The following is a 20,701-nucleotide window of genomic DNA, read 5'->3' on the forward strand; positions in this document are numbered from 1 at the left end:
GCGAACACATGTGCTCGCGAGCAGTGGCTTCCATCCTAGCGGACGCTCCCGTTGCCTGCATCCTCAGCCCCCTTGCGGGGGCGAAGGTCACACTCGTGGCGTGCAGTGCGCGGTGAGCGGCGTCTGGTCACCGGTGAGCGGCCGGCCGCAATGGTCAGCGGTCAGCAGTCACGGCCAGCCGTCACCGGTCGGCGGCGTGGGAACCGTTGAGCGCTGCGTGCCCGTCGGCTTCCTGGTCGCGCCCGACGGAGTCCGCACCGCCGCGGGACTGAGAACGGTCGGCAGGCGCATCAGCCGTGTCGGGGTTGTGCCGATCAGCGGAGTAGTCCTCATTGCGGATCAGGTTCAGCACGGCGAGGCCGAGGCCGCCCCAGAGCAGGACCATGGACAGAACGAGCAGAACAATGGCTCCGGTGCTCATCGGGCGTCTCCCTTCGCGGCAGTGTCGGTGATGTCGGCATCAGTGCCGGGGTGCGGGGCCCGATGGGTCTGGCCGGTGCCGAGGTCAGCGGCCGAGGACTCACCTTCGGCCTCCACGGCGATCCCACCGGGGCCCACCTTGTCCGGCTGGGCATGCGATCCGGCGATCACCGCACCGGCGGGGACGTCCACCGGGTCCGCCTGCCGCACCGCGGCGACATCCGCCCGCAGCTCCTGCGGGTAGCGGTGGCCGTGCGGCGCCTCAAGGCGGGTGTCGGGGATCGCGGGATCGGCGATGGGGTCGCCGTCGGAGTCCAGACGGTGCGCGTTGGAGCGCGCGGACCACGGCAACAGGCTCAGCAGCACTGCCACCACCAGGACAGCGCCGGCCATGCCCCAGCCGAACGTGTTGACGAACGAGCTGGGCATCCCGTTGTACCCGTTCTTCAGGATGTCGCTGGCATCCAGCCACAGGGTGCTCAGCAGGATCAGCGGCGCCACGGCCGCCACTGTGATCAGCCAGAAGTTGCCCACGCGGAACGTCCCGTACATGTTCAGGTGGTCGCGCAGGGTGGGCAGGGCCCTCAGCACGAAGGCGATCAGGAAGGTGCCCACCAGTGCGGCGGTGACGATGCCGAAGGAGTTGATGAACTTGTCCGTCACGTCCAGCAGGTTCAGGCCGGAGGTGGTGGAGAACAGCAGCACGGAGATCACGGACATCGGGAGCACCACGGCGAGTGTGCCGCTCAGGCGCCCGAGGCCGAGCTTGTCCTGCACTGCCGCCACGACCACTTCGATGATCGAGATGAGGGAGGTGAAGCCGGCCAGCACGAGGGAGCCGAAGAACAGCACTCCCACCAGCTCACCCATGGGTGCTTCATTGATGATCGCGGGGAAGGCGATGAACGCCAGGCCCACACCGGCGGCGGCGACGTCGTTGACGCCCTGGCCGGTGGCAGTCGCCATGAAGCCGAGCGCGGCGAACACGCCGATGCCGGCGAGCAGTTCGAAGCCGGAGTTGGCGAAGCCCACCACGAGACCGGACCCGGTCAGGTCGGTCTTCTTCTTCAGGTAGGAGGCGTAGGTGAGCATGATGCCGAACGCGACGGACAGGGAGAAGAAGATCTGTCCGTAGGCGGCGACCCAGACGCTGCCGTTGGTCAGCTCGCTCCAGTCCGGCTGGAACAGCTGGTTGAGACCCACCTCGGCGCCCTTCAGGGTGACGGCGCGGATCACCAGCACGATGAACATGACGATCAGCAGGGGGATGAACACTGCGGAGGAGCGCGCGATGCCCTTGTGCACGCCGAGCGCGAGGACCACGGCGACCAGAATCCACACGAGCAGAATGCCGCCGAGCAGCGTCGGCACGAAGTCCCAGGTGATGGAGGCGGTCTCAGGGGCGTCGGCCTGGGTGAACTCGCCGAAGAACGCGGCGGGGTCCGAGCCCCACTTCTTGGTGAAGGAGAACAGGGTGTACCAGAGCGACCAGGCGAGGATCGCTGCGTAGTACGCACCGATGACCACGCAGATGAGCACCTGCCACCAGCCGACTGCTTCTGCGCGACGGTTCATGCGGCGCCACGCCAGCGGTGCGGAGCCGCGCCAGCGGTGGCCGATGGCGTAGTCCACGAACAGCAGGGGGATGCCGGCGGTGAGCAGGGCGATCAGGTAGGGGATCATGAACGCGCCGCCGCCGTTGTCGTAGGCGGTGTAGGGGAAGCGCCAGATGTTGCCGAGGCCCACTGCCGAGCCGATGGCCGCGAAGATGAACGCGGTGCGGCCCGAGAAGGCGCCGCGGTCGGCTGCCTCCGTGGGGGCTGGGGTGGATGGACGTGCCATGTCTGCCTTCTGTGGATTGCTGATCAGAGGAATAAGTATGCGCAACCCGCCGGTTCGAGACCAGAGTGTTCACATGGTGGGCGGCCGACGGGGGCGGGTTGGTGGCCGACGGGGAAAGTGAAGCGCCCGGTCCACTGCGGGGGCAGTGAGCCGGGCGCTTCGATGCTCCGAGCGGAGCTGGTGTGCGGGCCGTCAGCGGCGGTCGTCGACCGCGGTGGAGCCGGTCTGCTGGCCGACGGCTTCGTGGCCGACGGTTTCGCGGTCGGTGATGCCGTCGATGCGGTTCTCCCAGAAGGTCGCACCGGCGATGCCGAGGGCGCGCGGGTCGAAGGTGATGTCCTCGAACAGCTTGCCGGCCTTCTTCTGGGCGCGGTAGTCCTTCAGTGCCTTGAGGGCCGGGCCCTGCATGATGAGCACTGCGACGATGTTCAGCCAGGCCATGCTGCCCACGCCGATGTCGCCGAGGGCCCAGGCTGCGCCCGAGGTGGAGACTGCGCCGTAGATGACGGAGATGCAGATCAGGATGCGCAGGAACCAGATGATGCCGCGGCGCACAGCGGGGTTCTTCACGTACCGGTTCATGTAGGTGAAGTTGGTCTCCGCCATGTAGTAGTAGGCGAGCACGGTGGTGAAGCAGAACAGGGCGATGGCGATGGCCACGAAGGTGGGGCCGAAGCCGGGCGCCAGGCTGTCCAGACCGGACTGCACGTAGGCGGGGCCGGGCTCCTGGTCGATCGGCATGTTCTTGCCGTTGTGCACCACGGCGCCCTCGATCGATTCGTCGCGGTACACGTTGTACGCACCGGTGGAGATGATCATGAACGCCGTCGCGGAGCACACGAACAGGGTGTCCACGTAGACCGCGAAGGACTGCACGAAGCCCTGCTTCGCCGGGTGGGACACCTCGGAGGCTGCAGCGGCGTGCGGGCCGGTGCCCTGACCGGCCTCGTTCGAGTAGATGCCGCGCTTCACGCCCCAGGCGATGGCGGCGCCGATCATGCCGGAGAACGCAGCCTCGGCGTCGAAGGCGGAGCGGAAGATGAGCCCGAAGACCTCGGGGATCTGCTGGAAGTTCACGATCATGACGATGATCGCGGCGAGGATGTAGAGGACGGCCATGAACGGCACAGCCATGCCGGCGAAGGTGGCGATGCGCTTGATGCCGCCGAACACGATGGCGGCGAGGACGCCTGCCAGGACGATCGCGGAGATCCACGGGCTGATGCCCCAGGCCTGGTCGACGGCCTGGGAGACGCCGTTGGCCTGCACGCCCGGAAGGAAGAAGCTCATGGCGAGGATGGTGATGATCGCGAAGACGATCGCGTACACCTTGAAGATGCCGCTGGCTTTGGTGTGGGCGAAGGACTTCTCGATGAAGTAGGCGGGGCCGCCGCGGTACTCACCGGTGTCCTGGTCCTTCTCCTTGTAGATCTGGCCGAGGGTGGATTCCACGAACGAGGTGGCGGAGCCGAGGAAGGCCACGGCCCACATCCAGAACACGGCACCGGGGCCGCCGAAGGCGATGGCGGTGGCCACGCCGCCGATGTTGCCCATGCCGACTCGGCCGGCCAGTGACAGCATCAGGGACTGGAACGAGGAGATGCCGTCGGGCGACTTCGCGCCGCGGGCCATCGAGGTGAACATGTCCGGCAGGTGCAGCACCTGCAGGAACAGGGTCCGGATGGTGAAGTAGAGGCCTGCGAGCAGGCACAGGTAGACCAGGTAGTCCGACCAGATGACGTCGTTCAACCAGGAGATGAGTGGTTCCATTGAGTGTCCTCCGAGGAGAAGGGGGTGCGAGCCAAGACTCCGTTGTGGCTTGGGTCACCCCATAGGGATCCCGGCTAGTGTGCCCTGTTCAACAATCTGCGTCCAGCCAGGATTGTCGGCCATGGGTAAGTGTTACCTATTCGTTATCGGTTCGTGATCGCTCCCCAAGGGCGCGTTGGGACAATCCGCCGCATGGACACCACTCGCTCCGCGGCCTCCGTCGGCCTCCTCAGCTCTGATCGACGCCTCTCCTACACCGTCACCGGGCCCGCGGCGGGTCCCACCCTCGTCACGGTCCACGGCGTCACCGGCAGCTCCGCCGCCCTCCACGGCCAGACCGTTCACCTCGCCGCCGCCGGCTACCGCGTGATCACGGTCGACCTGCTCGGCCACGGCTCGTCCCCCCGCTTCAGCGCCGACGACCTCAAGCGCGCTGCGGCACCCGACGCCGCGGTCGACACGATGATCGACCTGGTGGAGGAGATCGCCGCATCCCACGGCCCCGTCGGCCTGATCGGCCACTCCATGGGCGGCGCCGTCATGGCCGAGGTCGCCGTCCGCGTCGGCCCCGAGAAGGTCGCGTGCGCCGTCCTGGAGGACCCCGCCTGGCTGACCGAGGAGCAGGCCGACGGGTACCGCGAGCGGGGCCCGCGCGGCGCGTCGGATGACCTCGTGCGTGCGCGGAGGGATCCGGGCGCCGTGGTGAAGGAGCTGTTCGAGCAGCGGCCGCAGCGCGCCCCGGAGGATGCGGTCGTGTCGGTGCTGTCGTGGATGCGGACCGACCCGGAGCTGGTGCGGCTCGGCCAGGTGGCGCCGTCCACGCCGTGGCAGGACGTCGCCGCTGCGCTGAAGGTCCCCACGATGGTCATCACCTCGGATACCAGTGAGGTCCTCGTGGGCGCGGACCAGCGCCGCGAGCTCGAAGTGATCGGCAATGAGCTGGTCGAGGTGGCGGAGGTTCCGAACGCCGGTCATGGGGTCCGCCAAGACCAGCCGGAGGGCTTCTTCGCCGTGGTGGATCCGTTCCTGGCGGAGCACCTGCGCTGACCTCGCCGGCCTGAGCGGCGCGATCCCCGGCAGAACGGGCAGCGGCGCGACCGCCAGCGGCATGGGCCGCGGCGCGTGAACTGCGCCGCGCTCCTTTCGACTGGAGGGCCCTCACTGTGTACAGTGGGAGCGACCCCTCATGCGGTGTCATCTTTCTGAATCCCCCAGGGCTTGACGGCAGCAAGGGCAGGAGAGCTCTGGCAGGTGCATGAGGGGTCGTTTCGTACCCACCGGCTGGTCCTGCCGGTGATCCACAACCCGGGCGGCGCGGGCCCGGCCCTGAACTACGCTGGAGCGGTGGCTACTACTGCTCTGTATCGTCGTCTCCGTCCGGAATCCTTCGCCGAGGTCATCGGCCAGGACCATGTGACCGAACCGCTGCGCCGCGCGCTGCGCGCGAACCGCGTCGGCCATGCCTACCTCTTCTCCGGGCCGCGCGGCTGCGGCAAGACCACCTCAGCCAGGATCCTGGCGCGCTGTCTGAACTGCGCGGAGGGCCCCACGGACACTCCCTGCGGCACCTGCGATTCGTGCCGTGACCTGGCCCGGGACGGCGCCGGCAGCCTCGACGTGGTGGAGATCGACGCCGCCAGCCACGGTGGTGTGGACGATGCGCGCGAACTGCGCGAACGCGCCTCGTTCGCGCCGGTGCGGGACCGCTTCAAGGTGTTCATCATCGACGAGGCCCACATGGTCACCTCGGCGGGGTTCAACGCGCTGCTGAAGCTGGTGGAGGAGCCGCCGGAGCATGTGAAGTTCATCTTCGCGACAACGGAGCCGGACAAGGTCATCGGCACGATCCGGTCGCGCACGCACCACTACCCGTTCCGGCTGATCCCGCCGCAGGTCCTGCTGCCGTACCTGGAGGAGATCTGCCGGCAGGAGAACGTGCCGGTGGGCGAGGGTGTGCTGTCCCTTGTGATCCGCGCGGGCGGCGGCAGTGCCCGCGACACTCTGTCGGTGCTGGACCAGCTGATGGCGGGGTCGGACGAGCGGGGTCTGGATGTGGAGCTGGCGGCGGCGCTGCTCGGCTTCACCGATATCGAGCTGATGAACCGGGCGACCCTCGCGATCGCTGAGACGGATGCGAACGCACTGTTCACGGCGATCGATGAGGTGATCGGCTCGGGCCATGAGCCGCGCGGGTTCGTGGAGGACCTGTTGGCGCGCTTCCGCGACCTGATCGTGCTGACGGCGGCGCCGGACCATGCGGCGGAGCTGCTGCCGGATGTGCCGGTGGACCAGCTGGAGGCGCTGATGGAGCAGGCGCAGCGGTTCCAGCCGCGGGAGCTGACGGACTGCGCGGAGATCGTCTCGGCGGCGCTGGATGCGATGTCGGGGGCTACGGCGCCGCGGCTGCACCTGGAGCTGCTGGCGGCGAAGCTGATGCTGCGCGGTCAGCCGGCGCCGCAGGCGGGTCATGCTCAGGGGCCGACGGGTGCCGCTGCGGGCGGGTCCGCGGCCGGTCGCGCTGGCGGTGCCGGTGCGGCGGGTGGCTCGCAGGGGCCGACGGGTGCCGGCTCGGGCGGGTCGGCACGGGAGCGTGCGATGCAGGTGGCGCGTGCGCAGGCGGAGGCGTCGCGGAACCGTCGGGCGCAGGCGGAGCAGCAGATGCCGGGCGGCGGCGCGCCGCCGCAGGCGCCGGCCGAGAGCCAGCAGGCGCCCGCCCGGTCAGCCGTGCCTGCCCAGTCCGCGGCGCCCGCACCTTCCGCCCCGTCCGCGGCGCCTGCCCAGTCCGCGGCGCCTGCCCAGTCCGCGGATGCTGATGATTGGGGACCTGTCGCTCAGCCCGGCGGGGGAGGGGCTCAGGCGATCTCCCCGTCGAGCGGCCAGTCCGCGCCGGCGCAGCAGAACGGCCAGGGCGGCGGCCAGCAGGCCGCATCGACCGGCGCGAACGGTCAGCGCCCTGCCGAGCAGAGCACATCCCAGCCGAGCGCTCGCCAGGCCAGCGCCGTGCAGCCCAGTGCTGTTCAGGCCAGCGCCGTGCAGCCGAGCGCTGCCCAGCAGTCGGCGCAGCAGCCGAGTGCCGCGCAGCCTCCCGCTGAGGGCGGCTCTGCACCCGGCGGGGCGGAGCGCATCGAGCAGCATTGGTCGGCGATCATGGACGAGCTGCAGTCGATTCGTCGACCGTCCTGGGCGCTGATCGCGCAGAACGGCACCGTGCATTCGTTCGACGGCACTCAGCTCGTCCTCGCGTTCCGCTCCACCGGCCTGGTGGCAGCGTTCTACCGCGGCACCGCCCAGCAGAATATGGCCGAAGCGGTCAAGAAGATCACCCACCTCGACGTGACCGTGGAGGCCACGGCCGGGGGAGAGATGCCCCCATCGGGTAGTGCCGGACGCCCGGCGGCGGGCGGCCCGGCGGCTAGCGACCCGAGCGGCGGGCCCGCAGCCGGCGGCCCGCAGGGGCAGGGTGGCCCGAACCAGGGTGGAATGCACCGGGGCGGGCAGCAGGCTGGTCGCGGACCGCAGGGGCAGGGCGGCGGGCCGACGGGTGCCGCTGGCACTGGACCGGGCTCGCAGAACGCGTCGAGTAGCGGTGGGGCGCAGTCGGCATCTCCGCAGGCGGGCGATGATGGTGGCTGGGGTGACGTCGTGGTCAACCGCCCGCCGAGCGAGGCAGCGCCTCCGCAGCAGGCGTCAGTGCCAGCGAAGGCGGCAGAGCCAGCACCAGTGCAGTCCGCCGCCCCGTCGGCACCCTCTGCTGCACCCGCACAGTGGGGCGACGCAGCCGGCGACGCATCCCCGTCGCCTCGAGCCGCGGATCATGAGTCCGTTGCCCCCACTGCGAACGCGTCTGCCCAGTCGACTCCCGCCCCGTCGGCGCCGCCGGCGCCCCAGGGGTCAGCCGGTGAGGACTCCTTCATCGACGAGGAGCCCCCGTTCGACCCCTACCACGACGACTTCCCCGCCGACGACGGCTACGCCGCCCCCTCGGAGCGAGGCGCCTCCGCTGCCGGGCAGCAGAATGCCGCGCAGGCGCCCGCATCACGAGGCGCAGATGAGCGCCCGGCCCCGGCGAAGCCCGCAGCGATCGACCCGGTGAGCCTCCCGCCGCAGCCGGGGGAGGACGAGCCGCGCACCCACGGGCAGGGCGAACTCGTCGCCGCCATGCGCGAGGCGTACGGAGCGGACTTCGCCCCGTCGGCGACACTCGTGATCGGATCCGACGATGCCGGAGCGCAGGCCGATGCCGACGCACAGGACGCGCCCCCAGCGGGCCCCGCAAGCCCCGCCGCCGACCCTGGCCCCGCTCCCTTCGGCGACACCTCCGCCGGCACCGGTGCTGCCTCGCCCGAACCCGCCTCCTGGGGCGATGCTGTTGTTGCGCAGCCGCCCGCAGTCGAGCCGCCCTCTGCGCCCGGCTCGACCTCCGGTCCTAGCTCGGCTCCGGCCGCCACGCAGGTGGGCCCCGCCGCCGGCCAGCAGGGCCGCCCGCTGTCCGGCGCCGACCTCGCTCGCGCCGCCGCCCGACAGAACCTCGCGAACGCCCGCGGCCGCGGCCCCGGCATCGCTGATGCGGGGAACCCGTCGGTCAGCAGCGCCGCCGCCCCGATCGACGACGACCCGTTCGGCGGCGCGTCCCGCGACGACGCCGACGCCACCGGTCCCTCCACGTCACGTCGGCCCGGCCGCGACATCGTGGAACAGGTCCTCGGCGGCGAAGTCCTCGAAGTCATCGACGAGACGCAGAACACCGACGCCTACTGACCACCGCGCCCGGTGGCGCAGCCGATGTCTGAGCTCACGAGCGGGTCAGGCGACGAGGTCGTCCGGTTCGCCGTCCTCGTCGTTGTCCAGCGCAATGAAGAGGTCTGTGCGGTTCAGCGCTGGGTCCCCGTCGGCCGTCGGCTCGGTGACGTAGACCTCCCAGAAGTGCTTCGTCGGCACCAGGCCGCGCTCCGCCACCTGCCCGAGGAACGACTGCCATGCCCCGCCGAGGCCGTCGTACCCACCCATGTAGGTGTGCGCCGCGACCCGCGACTCCGGCAAGTGCGAGAGCTCCACGGTGTACTCCGTGTCCGCCAGCTGCAGAGGCTCCGACAGCGCCGCGGTCGACTCCTCAGCGATCGGGAACCCGACCTGCACGTCGATGCCCGACGGCTCCAGGCGCGTGTAATAGGACAGGGGTGCGCCGACGAGCTCCACACCCTGGGCGGCGAGCGTCGGCATGAGGTGCGTGAACACGGCATCCATCAGAGCGGGCAGGTCAGCGAACGTGAGACCGGTCTGCTTCACCACGGCGATCGGCTCCGCTTCGGGAGCGAGCACGGTCACCGACTCGAACGGTGCGGGGGACTGGGGCATGAGCTTCCTTCCATGGGGCGCGGGCGCGCCGCAGTTGCGCACCACACTATCGGCGCAGGACCGACGGATTCGGGTGTCACCTGAACCCCGGCAGGCGCCCTCCCATGCCCCGTCACCGAGGGGGCAGACGCGCCGACGGGCCGACACATCCGGAGCTTTGGTCACGCCCGGTGGAACCGGTCATAAAAAGATAACGAAATGACCCCCGGAGACTCGGTGCCGGGTACGGTCCAGCCATGGGGACGAATCGAACATTCCGCACATCTGTGACCACTCGGGCCACTCGCGCTGTTGCCGCCGCCACCGCCGCGGTCGCGTCGGCTGCTCTGATCGCCGGTTGCGGCATGATCGACCAGTTCAGCGGGTCCGATCCTGACGCCTCTCCGACCTTCACCGGCAAGGAGACGGCGGCCCAGGACAGCTCGCCGAGCGCATCGCCCAGCGAGTCGCCCACCGCGGACGACAGCGCGTCGCCCAGTGAGACCGCGAGCGAATCGGCAAGCGCGACCCCGTCGGCCACCCCGGCGGAGAGCACCAGCGCCGCACCGTCGCCGACGGCTGCGCCGTCCTCCGCAGCGCCGAAGCCGAAGGCGCAGAACAACCAGAGCGCCCCCGCGCAGCAGCCATCCACCAACAATCCGGACCCCGGCCCTGCTGGGAACGGCCCGGCCGCTGACGGCCTCGACGGCGCGCCCGCCGAAGTGAAGCGTGGGTTCAGCAAGGTGAAGCAGCCCGAAAACGGATCCTTCCAAGGGTGGCTGACGAATTCCCACGGGTACGATCCGAACCTGCCGCTGTCCTATGCGACGCTCGCGTCGGACGCTGACGCCGAGTTCGCGGCCTCGCAGATCATGCTGTTCCACAAGGGCACGTACATCGGCACCACCACCGGCAAGGCGCAGACCGGCTGGTACCGGATCGACCGGAACAGCCCGTCGTCCATCACCGTCACGTATTACCACGAAGACGGCGGCGAATACGTGTCCACCTACACGTGGAACGACGCCAAGAACAAGATCGACTACTCCGGCGAGGTCCCCTTCAAGTAAGCCCGCCCGCCTGCTTGCCAGCCTTCCCGGCCACGCAGCCCGCTTGGCCGCCAGCTTCCCGGGGCGCCCCGCCCACCTCGGTAGAGTAGGGCGCGTGTTCGAAGGTGTGGTTCAGGATCTGGTCGATGAGCTCGGGACGCTGCCCGGCATCGGCCCCAAGTCAGCGCAGCGCATTGCTTTCCACCTGCTCGACCGCGACGAGGAGAGCGTGCGCCGCCTCGCCGATGTCCTCATCGAGGTGAAGGAGAAAGTCCGCTTCTGCGAGATCTGCGGTGGCATCTCCGAGACCGAGATCTGTCGCATCTGCTCCGATGCCCGGCGCTCCAACGACATCATCTGCGTGGTCGAAGAGTCCAAGGACGTGTTCGCGATCGAACGCCTGCGCGAATTCCGCGGCCGCTACCACGTGCTCGGCGGCGCCATCGACCCGATCGGCGGTGTCGGTCCCGACGACCTGCGCATCTCCGAGCTCATGCAGCGCATCGCAAAGGGCGAGACCGACGAGGTCATCCTCGCGCTCGACCCCAACATCGAAGGCGAAGCGACCTCCTCGTACCTGGCGCGCATGCTCGGCGCGCAGGATGTGAAGGTCACGCGCCTCGCCTCCGGGCTGCCGGTGGGCGGAGACCTCGACTACGCCGACGAGATGACGCTCGGCCGCGCCTTCCTCGGCCGCCGCTCGATCTGAGCCTTCCCGGCCGAGCTGAACGGTCCGCGGGGCCGAACTCCCCACCGGGACCCATGCCGCGCCGCGCATGATCTGCGTAGTGTCGAAGCATGGACACGATGCCGACACCCCACCCCACCGAGGCCCCCGGCCGACTCGCGCCGCTGCGCCCCGAGAGTCGGCACATCGACCTGCCCAGTGAGATCCTCGCCGAATCGCCTCGGGCGTTCGTCGCGCAGGCACCCGTCGGCCTCTACGTCACCGCCGCTCTGCTCGGCGCGTTCGTCTGGCCGCTGTTCATCGTGGGGTCGCTCCTTGCCGGGTTCGGCGGCGTGTTCGCCGGCACCGCCGCCATCGGCACCATCACCCGCGATCACACCGGCTTGGGCACATTCCCCTCCGGCTTCGTCACCACCGTGCTGCTGGCCGGAGGGCTCGCCGCTCTCGGAGCGGTGGTCTCTGCGGTCATGGTGCCGGCGGGTCTGCTGCTGGTGGCGCGGGTCCGGCCCCGCGCGTACGGCACCGAGGCAGCGTTCCAGCAGGCTGTGGCGGGACGGATCGCGGCCGTTGTGCTGGCGCCGCTGCTGCTGACCGTGCCGTTCCTGCTGCTCGTGCCGGGCAGGCTCGGCGACGCCGGCTGGGACTACTTTGCGGCCCACCGGCCGTTCCTGCTGATGTGGATGGTGGTGGCGGGCTCCTGCGCGTACGGCCTGCTGCGCGCCGCCGTGCCGGTGCCGAGGCTGCTGGGGATCCAGAGCGTGGGGGCGCTGCGCACAGTCGCCCTGACGGACGCGGCGCGCTCGGACCGGGCGCGCGCGATCCTCGGTGTCGATGACCCCCGCGCCGCTCATGTCCTCGCCGCGGACCTCGCCCACGTGGATCTGCACATCGGTCCACAGATGCCGCTTCGCGCGCTCGAAGCGGTGATCCGGGGTGCGTGGGTGGCCGCGCTCGTGGTGTTCCCGCTGATGCTGATGATGGAGGAGCCGCTGCTGTGGATCATCGCCGCCGGGTACGACTCCTCCTCCGACCTGGTCGGCTACCCGCTGCCGCTCGTCCTGCTGGCCGCTGTGTCGCTCGCCGGGTGGGTCGCAGCGAGCACGGCGGCGTATGCGGGCCTGCTGCGGCTGCTGCCGAACCGGTTCGCGGCGTCGTGGATCGCTGCGGCGGCATCCGTCGGCCTCGGCGGGGCGCTCCTGGTGGCGCTGCTGGTGCTGCGCGGCCCGTTGGGGTGGTCGGGCCGGGCGACGCTCGATGCGCTGCTCACGCAGCCGGTGGTCATGGTGCCGCTGGCGCTGCTCGCGTTCATCGCGATGGGGATCGTGCTGCATCGGCAGGCGGTGACGGTGCTGGTGGGCCCGGCCCACTGGTATGCGCGCCGCCCGGTGGACTTCACCGCGATCGTGCCGCCGACGGGGACCCGCACCCAGTGGGCGCAGCGGCTGGACGTGCAGGACGCGGAGCACCGCACGATGGCCCGCCGTGCTCTCGCGCAGGAGGAGCGCCGGATCCAGAAGGCGGCCCGGGCCGAGGAGCAGCAGATGCCGTCGGCCCCTCACGTGCCCGCTCCCGCGCAGGATGCCGTGCGGCAGGGCGCGGAGCAGGTGAGGACCCGTGTGGACGAGATGCTGCCCGCGGCGCGCATCCGCCACGGCGCCCCGGTGCAGAAGCAGAGCACCGTGCGCCTGCCCGACTTCGGCCGGTCCGCCGCAGCCGCCCGCCCGATCCTGCGGCACCGCGCGGAGGCCACCTCGGACCGCAACGGCATCCCCGCGGGGGTGGATGTGCTGCGTGACCGCGGCGTCGGCGCGACGGGGGAGCGTGCGCGCCGGCTGATCGGTCGCCTCGCGGGGCGTGCGGGCCGCGCCGGTGAGCGACGCGCCGGGGGAGCGGGCCGACGGGTGGAGCGCTGGTAGGTCCCCATCCCGGCCGACGGATGTCGGCCACCCGACGGATGCCGCACCTGCCTTAGGTGACCGTCCAATTGGCAGGAATTGGACACACTTGTTGGGCTGTGGGCGCAGAGCGTGCCAAGATCTACCGAGGGCTAACTGAAAGTTTTCACCTCGGTAGTCACCGCAACGTCGAAGGAGCAGGCGCATGGCCCTCGTGGTCCAGAAGTACGGCGGGTCGTCCGTAGAGGACGCCACCGCGATCAAGCGAGTCGCTGCGAGGATCGCCAAGTACTCCAAGGCCGGTCATGAAGTGGTCGTCGTGGTCTCCGCCATGGGCGACACCACCGATGAGCTCATCGACCTCGCCGAAGAGGTCACCCCCACCCCGCCGCCGCGCGAACTCGACATGCTGCTGACCGCCGGCGAGCGCATCTCCATGGCCGTGCTGTCCATGGCGCTGAACAACCTCGGCATCTCCGCCCACGCCTACACCGGGTCCCAGGCCGGTGTCATCACCGACGACTCCCACGGCTCCGCCCGCATCATCGACGTCACCCCCGGCCGCATCCGCAGCGCCCTCGACCAGGGCCATGTCGCCATCGTCGCCGGCTTCCAGGGCGTCTCCCACAGCGCCAAGGAGATCACCACCCTCGGCCGCGGCGGCTCCGACACCACCGCGGTCGCGCTCGCCGCCGCCCTCGGCGCCGACGTCTGCGAGATCTACTCCGACGTGGACGGCGTCTTCACCGCCGACCCCCGCATCGTCCCCACCGCCCGCCGCATCCCCGAGCTCTCCGCCGAGGAGATGCTGGAGATGGCCGCCAGCGGCGCCAAGATCCTGATGCTGCGCTGCGTGGAGTACGCGCGCCGCTTCGGCGTGCCGCTGCACGTGCGCTCCAGCTACAGCGGGAAGATCGGCACCATCATCTGCGATGACTCGGACCGCGACTTCCCCGTGGACCCGATCATCACCCGTAAGCAGCAGGCCGCCGCCGCCCACTGAACGACCAGATCGAGGAGAACAGTCCGTGTCCTACACGACCCAACCTGGCCATGAGGCCCCGATCATCTCCGGGGTCGCCCACGACGACAGCGAAGGCAAGATCACCCTGGTGGAGGTGCCGGACGTCCCCGGCAAGTCCGCGCTGATCTTCGAGACCGTGGCGAACACCGGCGCGAACGTCGACATGATCGTCCAGAACGTCTCCACCGTGGACGGCACCGTCGCCGTGTCCTTCACGCTGCCGGAAGCGGATTCGAAGAAGGCGATCGAAGCGCTGCGCGCCGTCAAGGACGAGATCGGCTACCAGACTCTGGTGTACACCGACCAGATCGCGAAGGTGTCCCTCATCGGCGCCGGCATGAAGTCCAGCCCCGGAGTCTCTGCCTCGCTGTTCCGCGCCCTCGGCGACGCGGGCATCAACATCGACATGATCTCCACCTCCGAGATCCGCATCTCGGTGGTGACCGACGTTGACCGCATGCACGACGCGGTCCGCGTCATCCACACCGCGTTCGGGCTCGACTCGGACCAGGACGAAGCAGTTGTGTACGGAGGAACCGGACGATGACCACCACTTCTTCAGCACCCGTCATCGCCGTGGTCGGCGCGACCGGCCAGGTCGGCGAGGTGATGCTGTCCCTGATCGAGCAGCGCGAGGTGCCGTTCTCGCACCTGCGCCTGTTCTCTTCTGCCCGCTCCGCCGGCACCACCCTGACCGTGCGCGGCGAGGAGTACACGGTGGAGGACGTCGAGACCGCGGACATCACCGGTGACAACGCGGTGGACATCGCCCTGTTCAGCGCCGGCGGCGCCGCCTCGAAGAAGCACGCACCCCGCTTCGCCGCGGCCGGCGCGATCGTCATCGACAACTCCTCCGCGTTCCGCAGCGACGACGAGGTCCCCCTCATCGTGGCCGAAGCGAACGCCGAGCTCGCACTCACCGCCCCGAAGGGCATCATCGCGAACCCGAACTGCACCACCATGGCGGCGATCCCCGCCCTGAAGGCCCTCCACGAGAAGGCCGGGCTGGAGCGCCTGACCATCGCGACCTACCAGGCCGTGTCCGGGTCCGGCCTCGCCGGGGTGCAGGAGCTCACCAGTCAGGTCCAGACCCTCGCGAGCGACATCCCCGCTCTGGTCACGGACGGCAAGGTCGATTCCGAACCGGCCCCGCAGGTGTACGCAGCACCCATTGCGTTCAATGCGGTGGCGCTGGCCGGAAATCTGATGGACGACGGTTCTCTGGAGACCGATGAGGAGCAGAAGCTCCGCAATGAGTCGCGCAAGATTCTGGGTATTCCGGATCTTCGCGTTTCCGGCACCTGTGTGCGCATTCCAGTTGTTACCGGGCATGCACTATCGGTCCATGCAGAGTTCTCTGCACCCATCACCCCGGAGGACGCAACCGCTGTTCTTGAAGGTGCAGAGGGCGTGTCACTGACCGATCTGCCGGGTCCTCGACAGGCTACCGGTCGGGATGGTACATTCGTAGGACGAGTGAGGCAGGACCAGGCAGTCCCCAATAACCAGGGGCTCGTCCTCTTCGTTGCCGCAGACAATCTGCGCAAGGGGGCGGCGCTGAATGCCATTCAGATTGCCGAGCACGTCATCAATACGAAATTCTGACCGACACTGCACATGTCCGAATCCGACTCTTCAGGGCCTGTCATACCCCTGACTGGGCACAGCGGATTCACCTCTCCCACCACCCACTGGAGGTATCCCATGTCCACGCCGAGCACCACCCGGGCGCCGATGCGCACCCGCCGCCGCGAACAGGCGCGTCCGCGCGTCAACCTGACCAAGGCCCGCGGCGAACAGACCCGTGAACTGATCCTGACCGAAGCCACCGCCCTGTTCGCGGTCTACGGATACCGCGGCACGTCACTGCGGGACATCTCCGAGCGCGTGGGCATCTCCCACCCGGGCATGCTGCACCACTTCCCGCACAAGGAGTCCCTGCTGCTGGCGGTCATCGACCGCGCCGGCCAGGGGTACCTGCAGGTCGTGAAGGACTTCTGCAACTGCAACTCCTTCGAGGAGATCAAGGCGTGGCAGTCCTCCGTGACGGTCGAAGCCACCCTCGTCTCCGTCCTCATGGCGGAGATCGTGGACGAAGAGCACCCGGGCCGTGAGCCCCTGCTGGAGCAGCGCGCCCAGGTGGAGTCGATCGTCACCGACTACTTCCGATACGTGCAGTCCCGCGGCGACCTCGCCGACGGCGTCACACCGGACTTCGCCGCCCGCATGCTCGTGGTGCACTGGATGGGAGCGTTCCTGCGCGAGCGCCTCACCGGCGACCAGCTCTATGACGATGACCTCGGCCAATGCCTGCGCATGCTGATGCCTCGCCTGCGTGAGCAGGACTGACCCATTCGAGTTCGGCCAGGGGTGCTGCCGACAACGGTGAATCAGGGGCAGGCTCGCCTGCGCTGAGCCTGAAGCTCCGGCGCCCGATGTGCTGCGGTTATTCCGCTGTCGCGTGAGCGCGTGCCGCCCTGGAAGAGCAGGCTCAGATGAGGAATCCGCACGATTTCACCTGCCACGCGGTAGGCTGGTCGCATGCGCGGAATCATCCTGGCCGGGGGCACCGGCTCACGCCTTCACCCGCTCACCATCGGCGTCTCCAAGCAGCTCATGCCGGTGTACGACAAACCGATGATCTACTACCCGCTGACCACCCTCATGCTCGCGGGCATCAGCGACATCCTCATCATCACCACCCCCGAGGATCAGGCGGCGTTCCAGCGCCTCCTCGGGGACGGCTCCCGCTTCGGCATCACCCTGGAGTACGTCACCCAGCCCTCGCCCGACGGGCTCGCCCAAGCATTCATCCTCGGCGAAGACTTCTTGCAAGGTGAAGGCGCCGCCCTGATCCTCGGCGACAACCTGTTCTACGGCCAGGGCATGGGCACCCAGCTGCGCCGCTACTCGGACGTGGACGGCGCCGCCGTGTTCGGCTACTGGGTGAACGACCCGACCGCCTACGGCGTGGTCGAAATGAACTCGGACGGCAGGGCAGTGTCCCTGGAGGAGAAGCCGCAGCAGCCGAAGTCGAACCTGGCGGTGCCGGGCCTGTACTTCTACGACTCCACCGTGGTGGACCGCGCGAAGAGCCTGACGCCGTCGGCCCGCGGGGAACTGGAGATCACCGACCTCAACCGCCTCTACCTCGAGGACGACGCCCTGCAGGTGGAGGTGCTCACCCGCGGCACCGCGTGGCTCGACACCGGGACGTTCGATGACCTCGCCGCCGCCGGCGAGTTCATCCGCACCGTGCAGAAGCGCCAGGGCCTCTCCATCGGCGCGCCCGAAGAAGTCGCGTGGCGCATGGGCTACATCGACGACGACGGCCTGCGCGAGCGCGCCGAACCGCTCGTGAAGTCCGGGTACGGGCGCTACCTGCTGGATGTGCTGGAGCGCGAACGCCTCAGCTGACCGCACGGTCGGCATGGCACGATAGCGGCATGGCTGAACGCACTCTCCTCGTCACCGGCGGCGCCGGCTTCATCGGCTCCAACTTCGTCCACTACATCACCAACCACACCGATGACCGCGTCATCGTGCTGGACAAGCTCACCTACGCCGGCAGCCGCGACAACCTCACCGGGCTGCCGGAGGACCGGGTCGAGCTCGTCGAAGGGGACATCGCCGATGCGGACACCGTCGGCCGCCTCGCCGCCCGCCTGGACAGCGAGCGCGACGCGATCGTCCACTACGCAGCCGAATCCCACAACGACAACTCCCTGCAGGACCCCTCCCCGTTCCTGGACACCAACATCCTCGGCACGTACACCCTCCTCGAAGCCGCCCGGCAGCACGACCTGCGCTTCCACCACATCTCCACCGACGAGGTCTACGGCGACCTCGAGCTCGACGACCCGGAGAAGTTCACCCCCACCACCCCGTACAACCCGTCCAGCCCGTACTCCGCCACGAAGGCCGGCTCGGACCTCCTCGTGCGCGCCTGGGTGCGGTCCTTCGGGGTGCGCGCCACCATCTCCAACTGCTCCAACAACTACGGCCCCCGCCAGCACATCGAGAAGTTCATCCCCCGCCAGATCACCAACCTGATCGACGGGATCCGCCCCCGCCTCTACGGCGCCGGCCTCAACGTCCGCGACTGGATCCACGCCGATGACCACTCCAGCGCCGTCCTCACCATCCTTGACAAGGGCGACATCGGCGAAACCTACCTCATCGGCGCCGACGGCGAGAAGAACAACCTCGAGGTCATCCGCATGATCCTGCGGCTCATGGGCCGCGACGAGGACGACTTCGACCACGTCCCCGACCGCGCCGGCCACGACCTCCGCTACGCCATCGACGCCTCCCGCCTGCGCGATGAGCTCGGCTGGACGCCCCAGTTCGCGGACTTCGAACAGGGCCTGAAGGACACGATCACCTGGTACCGCGAGAACGAGGACTGGTGGCGCGGAGCGAAGGCCGCCACCGAAGCGAAGTACGCCCGCACCGGTCAGTGACCCCCGGTCCTCAGCCCGCAATCGACGAGAAGGAGACGCCGTGGCGAAGCCGCTGAGCGTGCACACCACCCCCATCCCCGGCCTGCTCGTGCTCGACCTGCCCGTCCACGGCGATGCCCGCGGCTGGTTCAAGGAGAACTGGCAGCGCGAGAAGATGACCGCGCTCGGCCTGCCCGACTTCGGGCCCGTGCAGAACAACATCTCCTTCAACCAGGAGGTGGGCGTCACCCGCGGCATCCACGCCGAACCGTGGGACAAGTTCATCTCGGTGGCGACCGGCCGCGTGTTCGGCGCCTGGGTGGACCTGCGAGAGGGCGACAGCTTCGGCGCCGTCCACACCCAGGAGATCACCCCCGATATCGCGGTGTTCGTGCCCGCCGGGGTCGGCAACTCCTTCCAGACCCTCGAGGCGCCCGCCGCCTACACCTACCTCGTCAACGACCACTGGTCCGAACAGGCACAGGCCGAGTACACCTTCCTCAACCTCGCCGACCCCACCGCCGCGATCGACTGGCCGATCCCGCTCGAGGACGCGGAGCTGTCCGAGAAGGACCGTGCCCACCCGATGCTCGAGGACGTCACCCCCATGCGGCCCAGCGGCCCCGCCGCCGCCCCGGCTGCCCCCGGCGCACCCGTCGGCGCGCAGGCCGGCCGGCCTGGTGGGGGAGGGGCCGACGGGTCCGTGCTCGTCATCGGTGCGAGCGGCCAGCTCGGTCGGGCACTGCGCGAGACATGGGCCGATGGTCGCCGGGCCGCCGAGGGGGCCGACGGGGCCCGCCGTGACGCCCGCTTCGTCACCCGCGACGAGCTCGACCTCGCCGACGTCGATGCGATCCGCGCCCTCGACTTCACCCCCTTCTCCGTGGTGGTCAACGCCGCCGCCTACACCGCGGTGGACGCCGCCGAGACCCCGGAGGGCCGGGCAGCCGCGTGGGCCGTCAACGCCCGCGGGGTCGCGGAGCTCGCCGCCGCAGTGGACCGCGCCGGGGGAGTGCTCGTGCACGTCTCCACCGACTACGTATTCGACGGCACCGCCGAGCTCATCAGTGAGGACGACCCCGTCGGCCCCCTGGGGGTGTACGGGCAGTCGAAGGCCGCCGGTGACGCCGCCGTCAGCGCAACCGCGCGGCACTACCTGCTGCGCACCTCGTGGGTGGTGGGCGACGGCGCGAACTTCGTGCGCACCATGGCGTCGCTGGCGGAGAAGGGCGTGGACCCGTGCGTGGTGGATGACCAGTACGGTCGCCTCACGTTCACCACGGAGATCGTCCGCGCGATCGACCACCTGCTGACGACCGGCGCCCAGTACGGGACGTACAACGTGTCCTGCGGCGGCCGGGCCGCCACCTGGTGCGAGGTGGCGCGCCGCGTGTTCGAGCTGACCGGCCACGATCCCGCCCGGGTGTCCGGGACGAGCACGACCGAGTACTTCGCCTCGAAACCGGGCGCGGCGCCGCGCCCCCTGAACTCCGTGTTCGACCTCAGCCGGCTCGAAGCGAGCGGCTTCGAGCCCCGCGACCAGTGGGCGGCGCTCGCCCAGTACCTGCAGGGCTGAGGGGCTCGACGGGCTCACCCTGCCTCACGCCATCACTTACCCACATTCTGAACTGGAACGCTTGTTCTACTGCGTGGGGGTGGGTAGTCTGGCGACAGTGGACAGGCACTGAGCCATAGGTCAAGGGGGAAGAGATGCTCGTTTATGAGTCGGCTCGCCGAGAAGCACAGCGACTTCTCGACGATCACTGGGACGGCAACCTTCCAGTGAGCCTTGACGTAATGACCCTCGCCGTCAGCGCCTCCAAGTACGAGACGTCGATGGGCGCGGGCCTGTCTGGACTCGTCTCGAAGGAACGCGACAAGCAGCCCATCATCGCGCTCAACAGCGATGAGTCCGCGCCTCGGAGACGCTTCACCTGGGCCCACGAAATCGGCCACATCGTCGAGCGTGACCGGGTGGCGCATGACCGTGACTACTCCTTCACAGAGGCGCGCGGGCAGAAGTATGACCTGCATGAGTTCTTCGCCGATGAGTTCGCGGGTGCTCTTCTCATGCCGCAGAGCGACATCCTGTCCATGTCTGCCCGTGGTTTGTCAAACCAACACATGGCCGAAACGTTCGGAGTCTCCAGGGCTGCCGTCGCCAAGCGACTCGAGAGTTTGGCGAAGACAGGAATTGTCCCGACATCGGTGAGTTTGGCGGACTGAAGGACGCGGAG

Annotated in this window: 15 protein-coding genes, 1 other RNA gene and 1 pseudogene; 13 read left to right on the forward strand and 4 right to left on the reverse strand. The window is 69.3% G+C overall.

Going from position 1 to position 20,701, the window contains the following annotated elements:
• Positions 1 to 181: 181 nt before the first annotated feature.
• The 3 genes from FHX50_RS07855 to FHX50_RS07865 form a co-directional block, all read right to left on the reverse strand.
• Positions 182 to 421 carry a methionine/alanine import family NSS transporter small subunit gene (locus tag FHX50_RS07855; RefSeq protein WP_183376369.1) on the reverse strand — a complete coding sequence of 80 codons (240 nt, stop codon included), beginning with the start codon at positions 419 to 421 and terminating at the stop codon, positions 182 to 184.
• A complete protein-coding gene (locus FHX50_RS07860) occupies positions 418 to 2,262 on the reverse strand; it encodes a sodium-dependent transporter (protein ID WP_183376371.1) in 1,845 nt (614 codons plus the stop codon). Before FHX50_RS07860 ends, FHX50_RS07855 begins: the two co-directional genes overlap by 4 nt.
• Positions 2,263 to 2,454: 192 nt before the next feature.
• Positions 2,455 to 4,032, reverse strand: a complete 1,578-nt coding sequence (locus tag FHX50_RS07865) for an alanine/glycine:cation symporter family protein (protein ID WP_183376373.1) — start codon at positions 4,030 to 4,032, stop codon at positions 2,455 to 2,457.
• A gap of 192 nt (positions 4,033 to 4,224) precedes the next feature.
• On the opposite strand from FHX50_RS07865, the gene FHX50_RS07870 reads away from it, so the two are divergent.
• From FHX50_RS07870 to FHX50_RS07880, 3 genes are all read left to right on the forward strand, one after another.
• Positions 4,225 to 5,079: an alpha/beta fold hydrolase gene (locus tag FHX50_RS07870; protein WP_183376375.1), complete on the forward strand. Its 855-nt coding sequence runs from the start codon at positions 4,225 to 4,227 to the stop codon at positions 5,077 to 5,079.
• Positions 5,080 to 5,207: 128 nt separating this feature from the next.
• Positions 5,208 to 5,303: signal recognition particle sRNA small type (gene ffs, locus FHX50_RS07875), an RNA gene on the forward strand.
• Positions 5,304 to 5,376: 73 nt separating this feature from the next.
• Positions 5,377 to 8,790, forward strand: a complete 3,414-nt coding sequence (locus FHX50_RS07880) for a DNA polymerase III subunit gamma and tau (protein ID WP_183376377.1) — start codon at positions 5,377 to 5,379, stop codon at positions 8,788 to 8,790.
• Between the two features lie 45 nt (positions 8,791 to 8,835).
• On the opposite strand, the gene FHX50_RS07885 is transcribed toward FHX50_RS07880, so the two are convergent.
• Complete coding sequence (locus tag FHX50_RS07885; protein ID WP_183376379.1) at positions 8,836 to 9,387, reverse strand: GyrI-like domain-containing protein; 552 nt, start codon at positions 9,385 to 9,387, stop codon at positions 8,836 to 8,838.
• A 266-nt stretch (positions 9,388 to 9,653) separates the two neighbouring features.
• Between FHX50_RS07885 and FHX50_RS07890 the strand changes: the two genes are divergently transcribed.
• The 10 genes and pseudogenes from FHX50_RS07890 (at position 9,654) to FHX50_RS07935 (ending at position 20,690) form a co-directional block, all read left to right on the forward strand.
• Positions 9,654 to 10,436, forward strand: a complete 783-nt coding sequence (locus FHX50_RS07890) for an LppP/LprE family lipoprotein (protein ID WP_183376381.1) — start codon at positions 9,654 to 9,656, stop codon at positions 10,434 to 10,436.
• Positions 10,437 to 10,530: 94 nt separating this feature from the next.
• Positions 10,531 to 11,124 carry a recombination mediator RecR gene (recR, locus tag FHX50_RS07895; RefSeq protein WP_183376383.1) on the forward strand — a complete coding sequence of 198 codons (594 nt, stop codon included), beginning with the start codon at positions 10,531 to 10,533 and terminating at the stop codon, positions 11,122 to 11,124.
• A gap of 89 nt (positions 11,125 to 11,213) precedes the next feature.
• Positions 11,214 to 13,019 carry a hypothetical protein gene (locus FHX50_RS07900; protein ID WP_183376385.1) on the forward strand — a complete coding sequence of 602 codons (1,806 nt, stop codon included), beginning with the start codon at positions 11,214 to 11,216 and terminating at the stop codon, positions 13,017 to 13,019.
• A 184-nt stretch (positions 13,020 to 13,203) separates the two neighbouring features.
• Positions 13,204 to 14,569 (forward strand): annotated as a pseudogene (locus FHX50_RS07905) (aspartate kinase).
• The gene (locus tag FHX50_RS07910; protein ID WP_183376393.1) at positions 14,566 to 15,627 is read left to right on the forward strand and encodes an aspartate-semialdehyde dehydrogenase; all 1,062 of its coding nucleotides are present in this window, start codon (positions 14,566 to 14,568) and stop codon (positions 15,625 to 15,627) included. The pseudogene FHX50_RS07905 and the gene FHX50_RS07910 overlap by 4 nt, the downstream one beginning before the upstream one ends.
• Before the next feature lie 99 nt (positions 15,628 to 15,726).
• On the forward strand, positions 15,727 to 16,371 hold the full coding sequence (locus FHX50_RS07915; protein WP_246370890.1) for a TetR/AcrR family transcriptional regulator: 645 nt from the start codon (positions 15,727 to 15,729) through the stop codon (positions 16,369 to 16,371).
• 192 nt (positions 16,372 to 16,563) lie between these two features.
• The gene (gene rfbA, locus FHX50_RS07920) at positions 16,564 to 17,439 is read left to right on the forward strand and encodes a glucose-1-phosphate thymidylyltransferase RfbA (RefSeq protein WP_183376395.1); all 876 of its coding nucleotides are present in this window, start codon (positions 16,564 to 16,566) and stop codon (positions 17,437 to 17,439) included.
• Positions 17,440 to 17,468: 29 nt separating this feature from the next.
• A complete protein-coding gene (rfbB, locus tag FHX50_RS07925) occupies positions 17,469 to 18,485 on the forward strand; it encodes a dTDP-glucose 4,6-dehydratase (protein ID WP_183376397.1) in 1,017 nt (338 codons plus the stop codon).
• Positions 18,486 to 18,525: 40 nt separating this feature from the next.
• A complete protein-coding gene (locus FHX50_RS07930; RefSeq protein WP_183376399.1) occupies positions 18,526 to 20,040 on the forward strand; it encodes a sugar nucleotide-binding protein in 1,515 nt (504 codons plus the stop codon).
• A 221-nt stretch (positions 20,041 to 20,261) separates the two neighbouring features.
• A complete protein-coding gene (locus tag FHX50_RS07935; protein ID WP_183376401.1) occupies positions 20,262 to 20,690 on the forward strand; it encodes an ImmA/IrrE family metallo-endopeptidase in 429 nt (142 codons plus the stop codon).
• Positions 20,691 to 20,701: the final 11 nt, after the last annotated feature.

This window comes from Helcobacillus massiliensis (genome assembly GCF_014191425.1).
Lineage (GTDB): Bacteria > Actinomycetota > Actinomycetes > Actinomycetales > Dermabacteraceae > Helcobacillus > Helcobacillus massiliensis.

Bases quoted from the DNA above. Each gene is read 5' to 3' on its own strand.
- FHX50_RS07855 (WP_183376369.1), bottom strand. From the start codon at position 421: ATGAGCACCGGAGCCATTGTTCTGCTCGTTCTGTCCATGGTCCTGCTC.
- FHX50_RS07860 (WP_183376371.1), bottom strand. From the start codon at position 2,262: ATGGCACGTCCATCCACCCCAGCCCCCACGGAGGCAGCCGACCGCGGC.
- FHX50_RS07865 (WP_183376373.1), bottom strand. From the start codon at position 4,032: ATGGAACCACTCATCTCCTGGTTGAACGACGTCATCTGGTCGGACTAC.
- FHX50_RS07870 (WP_183376375.1), top strand. From the start codon at position 4,225: ATGGACACCACTCGCTCCGCGGCCTCCGTCGGCCTCCTCAGCTCTGAT.
- FHX50_RS07885 (WP_183376379.1), bottom strand. From the start codon at position 9,387: ATGCCCCAGTCCCCCGCACCGTTCGAGTCGGTGACCGTGCTCGCTCCC.
- FHX50_RS07900 (WP_183376385.1), top strand. From the start codon at position 11,214: ATGGACACGATGCCGACACCCCACCCCACCGAGGCCCCCGGCCGACTC.
- FHX50_RS07910 (WP_183376393.1), top strand. From the start codon at position 14,566: ATGACCACCACTTCTTCAGCACCCGTCATCGCCGTGGTCGGCGCGACC.
- FHX50_RS07915 (WP_246370890.1), top strand. From the start codon at position 15,727: ATGTCCACGCCGAGCACCACCCGGGCGCCGATGCGCACCCGCCGCCGC.
- rfbA (WP_183376395.1), top strand. From the start codon at position 16,564: ATGCGCGGAATCATCCTGGCCGGGGGCACCGGCTCACGCCTTCACCCG.
- rfbB (WP_183376397.1), top strand. From the start codon at position 17,469: ATGGCTGAACGCACTCTCCTCGTCACCGGCGGCGCCGGCTTCATCGGC.
- FHX50_RS07935 (WP_183376401.1), top strand. From the start codon at position 20,262: ATGACCCTCGCCGTCAGCGCCTCCAAGTACGAGACGTCGATGGGCGCG.